At 69.0% G+C, this 7,382-nt stretch carries 7 protein-coding genes and 1 pseudogene; 5 read left to right on the plus strand and 3 right to left on the minus strand.

What is annotated here, in order from left to right; translation table 11 throughout:
* From ACEN88_RS20235 to ACEN88_RS20250, 4 genes are all read left to right on the plus strand, one after another.
* On the plus strand, window positions 1-997 hold a 997-nt coding region (locus ACEN88_RS20235; RefSeq protein WP_413342421.1), incomplete at its 5' end, for a DUF2868 domain-containing protein.
* On the plus strand, window positions 994-2,478 hold the full coding sequence (locus ACEN88_RS20240) for a DUF3482 domain-containing protein (protein WP_413342423.1): 1,485 nt from the start codon (window positions 994-996) through the stop codon (window positions 2,476-2,478). The genes ACEN88_RS20235 and ACEN88_RS20240, both read left to right, overlap by 4 nt.
* A gap of 118 nt (window positions 2,479-2,596) precedes the next feature.
* Window positions 2,597-3,070, plus strand: coding sequence for a cytochrome c-550 PedF (gene pedF, locus ACEN88_RS20245; protein WP_413342425.1), 474 nt, complete (start codon window positions 2,597-2,599; stop codon window positions 3,068-3,070).
* A 7-nt stretch (window positions 3,071-3,077) separates the two neighbouring features.
* Window positions 3,078-3,917 (plus strand): substrate-binding periplasmic protein, encoded by an 840-nt coding sequence (locus tag ACEN88_RS20250; protein WP_413342426.1) that lies wholly within the window; start codon window positions 3,078-3,080, stop codon window positions 3,915-3,917.
* Here ACEN88_RS20250 and ACEN88_RS20255 read toward each other — a convergent pair whose 3' ends face one another.
* The 3 genes from ACEN88_RS20255 to ACEN88_RS20265 all read right to left on the minus strand — a co-directional run bounded on the left by ACEN88_RS20255 (window position 3,918) and on the right by ACEN88_RS20265 (window position 7,020).
* A complete protein-coding gene (locus ACEN88_RS20255; RefSeq protein ID WP_413342428.1) occupies window positions 3,918-4,103 on the minus strand; it encodes a 4-oxalocrotonate tautomerase in 186 nt (61 codons plus the stop codon).
* A gap of 10 nt (window positions 4,104-4,113) precedes the next feature.
* Window positions 4,114-4,845 carry a class II aldolase/adducin family protein gene (locus ACEN88_RS20260; RefSeq protein ID WP_413342430.1) on the minus strand — a complete coding sequence of 244 codons (732 nt, stop codon included), beginning with the start codon at window positions 4,843-4,845 and terminating at the stop codon, window positions 4,114-4,116.
* A gap of 72 nt (window positions 4,846-4,917) precedes the next feature.
* Complete coding sequence (locus ACEN88_RS20265; protein ID WP_413342431.1) at window positions 4,918-7,020, minus strand: TonB-dependent receptor family protein; 2,103 nt, start codon at window positions 7,018-7,020, stop codon at window positions 4,918-4,920.
* A 143-nt stretch (window positions 7,021-7,163) separates the two neighbouring features.
* Between ACEN88_RS20265 and ACEN88_RS20270 the strand changes: the two are divergent.
* Window positions 7,164-7,382 (plus strand): annotated as a pseudogene (locus ACEN88_RS20270) (hypothetical protein); the annotation flags it as partial.

Genomic DNA, 7,382 nt, shown 5'->3' on the forward strand with positions numbered 1-7,382 from the left:
CGTCGGCAAGGCCGCGCTGCCGCGCAAACTGCCGGCGCCGCTCGCCGCCGGCATCGCCCAATACTTCACGGACTGGTCGGCGCTGACGGCCAAGCTCACGCATTTGCGCCTCGGCCGCACCATCCACCTCGCGGCCGCCGCGTTCGCGCTCGGTGCGATCGCGTCGTTGTACGCGCGCGGCGTGCTGACGCAATACGCGGCCGGGTGGGAGAGCACGTTCCTCGATGCCCAGCAGGTGCACATGCTGCTGTCGGTCCTGTTCGCACCCGCGCTGGCCGTGTTCCCGCTGCAGGGTTTTACCTTGGCCGACGTCCAGGCGCTGCGCTTCGTGCAGGAGCCGTCGCCCGCCGGTGGCGCACGCTGGGTGCACCTGTATGCGGCGACGCTGTTCCTGCTCGTCGTGCTGCCGCGCCTCGTGCTGGCGCTCGTGTCCGGACTGCGCGCGCGCCGCCTCGCGCACCGCTTCCCGCTCGACCTCGGCCAGCCGTATTACCGGCTGCTGGCCGACCGCGTCGGCGCGTCCGGTCCGGCCGTGCTGCGCGTGATCCCGTACAGCTTCACCGTCGACGAGCCGCGTCATAAAGGCCTCGCGGCCGTCGCGGCGATGGTGCTCGGCGAACAGGCGCAGTTGATGCTGCGCCCATCGTGCCCGTACGGCGAGGAGCCGAAGGAGCTGCTGCGCGATGCGCGCCTCGACGATGCCGGCGTCGCCATCACGGCCGTCCTGTTCAGCCTCGCCGCCACGCCGGAACGGGAAAACCACGGCGCGTTTCTCGAGTACCTGGCGCGGAACACGCCGCGCGGCATCGCCGTGCTGCTGGACGAATCGGGGCTCGTGGAGCGCGGCGCCGCCGACGCTCGCCTCGTCGAGCGCGTCGCGTTGTGGCACCAGTTCTGCCAGTATCATCATATCCAGGGGACCGTCGTCGACCTGCTGCATCCGGAGCGCCATCCGCTCGATCTCGGCAGCGGCCTTCCGGTGTCGGGGGGCGCATGAGCGCGCAACCCGTCGATATCCAGTTCGCGCTCGTCTCGCACACGAACAACGGCAAGACGACCCTCGCACGCACCCTGGTGGGCATGGACGTGGGCGAGGTGCGCGACGCCGCCCACGTGACCGTGTTCGCCGAAGCGCATACCTTGCAGACCAGCGGCGCGGGCGACCGCCTGCTGTTGTGGGATACGCCCGGCTTCGGCGATTCCGTCCGGCTGCTCAAGCGCCTCGCGCAGGCCGGCAATCCGATCGGCTGGTTCATGCGCGAGGTATTCGACCGCTACCGCGACCGGCCGTTCTGGCTCAGCCAGCAGGCGCTGCGCGCGGCGAAGGACGCGGCCGACGTGGTGCTGTACCTCGTGAATTCGTCCGAGGACCCGCGCGATGCCGGCTACCTGCCGGCCGAGATGCGGATCCTCGAATGGCTCGGCAAACCGGTCGTCGTGCTGCTCAACCAGCTGGGGCCACCGCGGCCGGACGAGCAGGAGCAGGCGGAGCAGGCGCGCTGGAAAGCGCACCTCGACCAGTTCTCGATCGTACGCGACGTGCTTGCGCTCGACGCGTTCGCGCGCTGCTGGGTGCACGAGGACGTGTTCTACGAACGCGTCGGCAAGTTGATCGACGCGTCGAAACGCGACGGCTATGCGCGGCTGCTCGCGGCTTGGCAGGCCAACAATGTGCAGCGCTTCCGCGAGGCCGTGGCACTCGGCGCGCAGATGCTGGCCGGCGCCGCGCGCGACAGCCAGTCCATCGAGCAGGAGGGCAAGGCGAATTTGTTCAAGTCGGCGCTGAAGGCCGTCGGTCTCGGCAAGGATGAACAGAAGCGCCAGGAGGCGGCGATGGCCGGCCTCGTCGAGCGGCTGGAGCGGCGCATCGGCGACACGACGGTCGGCCTCCTGCGCCTGCACCGGCTCGACCCGGGCGACGCGGGCCGCATCAATGCCCGCGTGCGCGAGAACTTCGCCGTGCGCGCGCCCATCGACAAGGCGCAGGCGGGGCTGCTCGGTGCCGTCGTTTCCGGCGCTGCGACGGGCCTCTCGGCCGACCTGATGGCCGGCGGCCTCACGCTGGGTGGCGGCGCGCTGCTCGGTGCGATCGTCGGCGCGCTCACGATGGCTGGCGCGGCCTGGGGTTTCAATACCACGACGGACCGCGACCGGCCGACCGTGCAGTTCGCGGATCCGTTCCTGCGCACGCTCCTCGTCGGCAGCGTGCTGCGCTACCTGGCGGTCGCCCATTTTGGGCGCGGACGCGGCAACTTCGTCGAAGGGGAGGCGCCGCCGTTCTGGCAGGCCGAGGTCGAACGCAGCGTCGCCGCGCACGAGGCGGAACTGGCGTCATTGTGGAAGGCCGTGCGTGGCGCGCCCGATGCTGCGGCGGCCGCGGCGCCCGTGCAGGCGCTGCTCGGCCGCGTGATGGCGGAAACGCTCGAACGCCTGTATCCGGAGGCGGCGGCACGCGCGCTGGCACGCGCGGACATGTGACACCTGTTGCAAATTGGGACAGGCGCGGGCCGCGAACGCCGCCATCCAGGGCGTATGAAGCATGGCACGCCGATTGCTCATGTAGGGATAGACCGATAAACCTACAGGAGACATCACCATGAAGCACAAATTCCGCATCGCCGCCGGCGCAGTCGCCGTTGCCGCCGCCGCACTCACCTCGCTCTGGGCCAACGCGCACGGCAACGTGGTCCCGCAAGCCGTCGACACGACGGGCCTGCCCGCCCTGGGCGACAAATGGCGCGACGAGAATCCGTACCGCACCAACAAGCTGGCGCTGAAGATCGGCGCGTCGGCCTACGGGCAGAACTGCGCCCGCTGCCACGGGCTGGAAGCGGTGTCGGGCGGGATCGCACCGGACCTGCGCCTGCTCGATCGCGACTGCACCGGCATCAAGAACGAGAAGAAGAAGGATGCCTGCTACAAGGAGATCGACAACTACTTCCTGACCAGCATCCGCCACGGCAAGGTGCGCAACGGGGCCGTCTACATGCCGCCGTTCGAAGGCGTGTTCAACCAGGAAGCGATGTGGGCCATCAAGACCTACCTCGAATCCCGCCGCGCCGCCGACTGAGGCCGTCATGTCGACCCTGACTTCGCCGTCGCGCCGCCGGATGCTTGCGGCCGGCCTGCTGCTGGGTGCGGGCATCGCCGCACCCGCTCTCGCGGCAGACAATCCCGTGCTGCGCGAGGCGGGCCATCTGAAGGTGGCCGTCTACAACGATCTCGCGCCGTTTTCCGACAAGGGCCAGGGCATCGACGCCGACCTCGGCGCCGCGCTGGCCGGCAAGCTCGGTCTGAAGCTGACGCTGTTGCCGTTCAACGCCGGCGACGATCTCAACGACGACCTGCGCAACATGGTGTGGAAGGGCCACTACCTCGGCTACGGACCGGCCGACGTGATGCTGCACGTGCCCGTGGACCGCATGCTGATGAACGCGAATCCGCAGGTCGAGATCTTCGCGCCGTACTATGTGGAGACCGTGCGGCTCGTGCGCAGCGCGCAGGCGATCCCGCAGGTCGGCGGCGTGGAGGCGCTGGCGGGCAAGCGCATCGGCGTGGAGAAGGTGTCGATCTCCGGCATGGTGATGCTGGGCGAGGGTGGGGGGCGCTTCCGCGAGCAGGTGCACATCTACCCGACCGCGATCGAAGCACTGGAACAGTTGAAGGCCGGTGCCCTGGATGCGGTGCTGGCCACGCGGGCCCAGATCGAGTCGGTGATGAAGGGCGATCCCGCATTCCCGCTGCAGGAGGTGCCGTTCGACCGCCTGCCGCGCGGCGGCTGGGCGGTCGGCATGGCGGTGAAGAAGGATAACCTCGGTCTCGCGCGCCAGTTGCAGGCCGCGCTGAACGACCTGGCGGCCAGCGGCGAACTGAAGACGCTCTTCGCGAAGTACGGGGTGCAGGTCGTCAGGCCGTGATCATTCGTCGGACCATAGTTTACCGCCCGTGGCCCAGTGCTCGCGCTTGACTTCGTGGATCAGGATGTCCACGGCGTCGGGCGAGCACTCCAGCGTCCTGGCGGTGGCTTCCGTGACGGCCTTTACGAAGGCGCGCTTTTGTTCCGGCGTACGGCCTTCGAACAGTTGAACGTTAATGGTCGGCATAGGGGTTCCTTCAGGTTCGGTATCGGGGACTGGCGGCGTCCAGGCGGCGCAGCAGCGACGGCCATTCGAGCACGCCTTCGGGCGAGCCGTCGCCCACGAGCTGCGCATGCGCCGTCGCGCACATGGCAGCGGGCGGTTGCACGAGCGGCACGCCGGCCGCCTGTGCGCGCAGCTGCGCCTCGCAGGCGCGGTCCAGGGTTTCCATCAGCACGAAGGCTTCCGCGATCGTGCGGCCCACGGTCAGGCTGCCGTGGTTCCGCAGCAGCATGGCGGGGCGGTGGCCCAGGTTGTCCACGAGGCGTGCCTGCTCGTCAAGCGTCATCGCGATGCCTTCGTAGTCGTGGTACGCGAGCTCGCCGTGAAAGCGCAGCGCGTACGGCGACAGCGGCAGCAGGCCGTCCTGCTGCATGCCGACGGCGATGCCGGCCACGTTATGCAGATGCATGACGCAGGCGGCATCCGGCCGCGCCTCGTGCACGGCCGCGTGCAGGCGGAAGCCGGACCGGTTCACCGGCGCAGGCAATGCGCCGATCACGTTGCCGGCGCTGTCGACCTTGACGAGGTTCGACGCCGTCACTTCATCGAAGCACAGGCCGAACGCGTTGATCAGGTAGTGACCCGGCTCGCCGGGCACGGCGGCCGAGATGTGGGTGTAGATGCCGTCGGCCCAGCCGTACAGCGCGCATAACCGGTAGCACGCGGCGAGGTCGACGCGTGTTTGCCATTCCGAGAGTTTGTCCATCACGCGAGCGTAACAGGCAACGCGCACGCCGGTCATATGCCGGCGTGCATGAATGTTATGCGCCTCGCGTATTCAGAACTGGTACTGGACGCTTGCGCCCAGCACCCAGTTGCGGCCCGGCGCCGGCTCGTAATACCGCTTGTTGCTGTCGCCGACGATGACGGAGCCGACGTACGTACGGTCGAACACGTTGTTCACGCGCGCGTACTCGCGCACGCGCCACGCGCCCAGCGGCTGGCTGGCCTGCACGCGCGCGTTGACGATCGCATAGCCCGGCGCCGGCGTCGCCGCGTTGGCGTCGTCCGGATTGACCTTGCCGCTGGCGATGGTTTCCAGCGCCGCCTGCAGGCGGCCGTCCGCATCCTTCCACGCCAGCTCGCCGAACAGGCTCGTTCTCGGCACGCCCGGCAGGCGGTTGCCCTCGGCGACGCCGGTGAATGCCTCGTCGTAGATCGCACGCAGCACCGTGGCCGCCACGCGGGTGGAGAAGCCCGCGCGCAGGTCGGCGTCGAGCGACAGTTCCAGGCCCTGGCGCAGGGTGGCGCTCGCGTTGCGGTAGCTCGTGCGGCCGCCGCTGGAACTGTCGACGACCAGCTCGTCGTGCGTGCGCACCTGGAAGACGGCCGCGTTGACGCGCACGTCCTGGCCGACCAGGGCTTTCGCACCGGCCTCCAGCTGCGTGCTCGTGGCCGCGCCGAGGCGGTAATTGAAGCCGTTGCCCGTGCCCGAGTAGAACACTTCGTTCAGCGTCGGCGTCTCGAAGCCGCGCGCCGCGCTCGCGTAGACGTTCAGCGTGGGCGTCACCTTGTACAGCGCGCCCAGGAGCGGCGTCGTGTGGCGGTAGTCGACGCTGCCGCCGTCGTTGCCGTTGGCGAGATAGTGGTCGTCCACGTCGAAGCTCACGCGGCTGTGGCGCAGGCCGCCCGTGAACACCCATTGGCCGCGCTCCCATTCCAGCTGCAGGTAAGGATCGACGTTGCGCACGTCGTCTTCCTCGTCGCGGCGCAGGTTGCCCTTCACGCCGAACGTGGTGCCGACGTAGTTCTCGTACCCCTTGCGCGCATCGTTCGATTTGCCGGCTTCCAGGCCGACGGTCGCGCGGAGAATCCCATCGCCGAGCGGGCGCGCCATCTGCCAGTTCGCATCGATGCCGTAGAAATCGCGGTCGAAGTCGACGACGCCGCCGGAATGGCTGGCCGGTGCCTGGAACGCCTTCGAGAACGACTGGTACTGGATCACGCTGCGGTTGCCGCCATAGACTGCAACGTGCAGGCGATCCTGGCCGAACTTCTCGTCCCACGCGAGGCCGACCTGCGTGTGGTGGATGCTTTTACGGGTGTCGTAGCGGTCGGCCAAGGTGCGCTTGGGCGTCTGCGGGTCCGTCGCATCGATCTCGCCGGCGCGCGGGTCGCGCTGGAACGTGGCCCACGTCACGCCGAGCGGGTCCTGCGTGTCGTCCTGGCGCAGGCCGCTGGCGGTCACCGTCAGCTTGCCGGTCGCGGACGTGTCGAACGTCAGCTTGGCATAAGCCTGGTCGCGCGTGGCGGCGCTGTGGGCGCGGTAGCCGTCCGTTTCGAAACGCGAGCCGTCGAGCAGCCAGCCGAACGCGCCCTGCTTGCCGCCCGTATTGACGTCCGTTTTGCGCATGCCGTCGCTGCCGGCCGAGACATTCGTTTCGATATAGGGTGCGCCGCGTGGATCACGGGTGAACAGTTGTATCACGCCGCCGGCGTGGTTGCCGTACAAGGTGGAGAAGGGGCCGCGCAGGACTTCGATGCGCTCGGCCATGTCGAGGTTGAACGTCGCGGCCTGGCCCTGGCCGTCCGGCATGGTGGCCGGGATGCCGTCCGCGACGAGGCGCACGCCGCGCACGCCGAACGCGGACCGGGCGCCGAAGCCGCGCGAGGAAATCTGCAGGTCTTGCGCATAGTTCTGGCGGTTCTGCACGACGAGCCCCGGCACCGTGGCCAGCGCCTCGGACGCGTTGACGCGCGGCTGTGCGGCGCCGATGCGGTCCGCGTCGACGACGTCGATCGCGGCCGGCAGGTCGAAGCTCGTGTGCTCGGCGCGCGTGGCGCTGACGACGACCACGCTCATCGGCGCATCGGGGGCGGCGACGGCGGCCAGCGGGGCGGCGGCGAACAGTGCCGCCACGAAATTCAAACGGTGATTCATCTTGTCTCCTGTCGAATGGTCGCCCTTGTCATCCGGGCGCTGACCATGAGCGCATGCAATATACCTGCCAGCCCGGAAACGTGCTGCCCGCATGGCATGGCGCTTGCAATCCGGAGAGTACCGACCACACTCAAAGGACCATCATGTCACGTCTTCGTTCCCTCATCGTCCTGCTGGCCTGCAGCTTCGGCGCCGCGCAGGCCGCCCCCTTCGCCTACGTCCCCAACGAAAAATCCGGCAGCGTCAGCGTGATCGACACCGCCACCGGCGCGGCCGTGCGCCAGATCGCGGCCGGCAAGCGCCCGCGCGGCATCGCGGCCGATCCGGCAGGCAGCCGGCTGTACGTCACGGACGCCGCCGGC

This window comes from Massilia sp. CT11-108 (genome assembly GCF_047302915.1).
GTDB classification, from domain to species: domain Bacteria; phylum Pseudomonadota; class Gammaproteobacteria; order Burkholderiales; family Burkholderiaceae_D; genus Telluria; species Telluria orientalis.

Excerpts from the sequence above, each read along its gene's own strand:
- pedF (WP_413342425.1), top strand. The coding sequence starts at position 2,597 with ATGAAGCACAAATTCCGCATCGCCGCCGGCGCAGTCGCCGTTGCCGCC.
- ACEN88_RS20265 (WP_413342431.1), bottom strand. The coding sequence starts at position 7,020 with ATGAATCACCGTTTGAATTTCGTGGCGGCACTGTTCGCCGCCGCCCCG.
- ACEN88_RS20260 (WP_413342430.1), bottom strand. The coding sequence starts at position 4,845 with ATGGACAAACTCTCGGAATGGCAAACACGCGTCGACCTCGCCGCGTGC.
- ACEN88_RS20240 (WP_413342423.1), top strand. The coding sequence starts at position 994 with ATGAGCGCGCAACCCGTCGATATCCAGTTCGCGCTCGTCTCGCACACG.
- ACEN88_RS20255 (WP_413342428.1), bottom strand. The coding sequence starts at position 4,103 with ATGCCGACCATTAACGTTCAACTGTTCGAAGGCCGTACGCCGGAACAA.
- ACEN88_RS20250 (WP_413342426.1), top strand. The coding sequence starts at position 3,078 with ATGTCGACCCTGACTTCGCCGTCGCGCCGCCGGATGCTTGCGGCCGGC.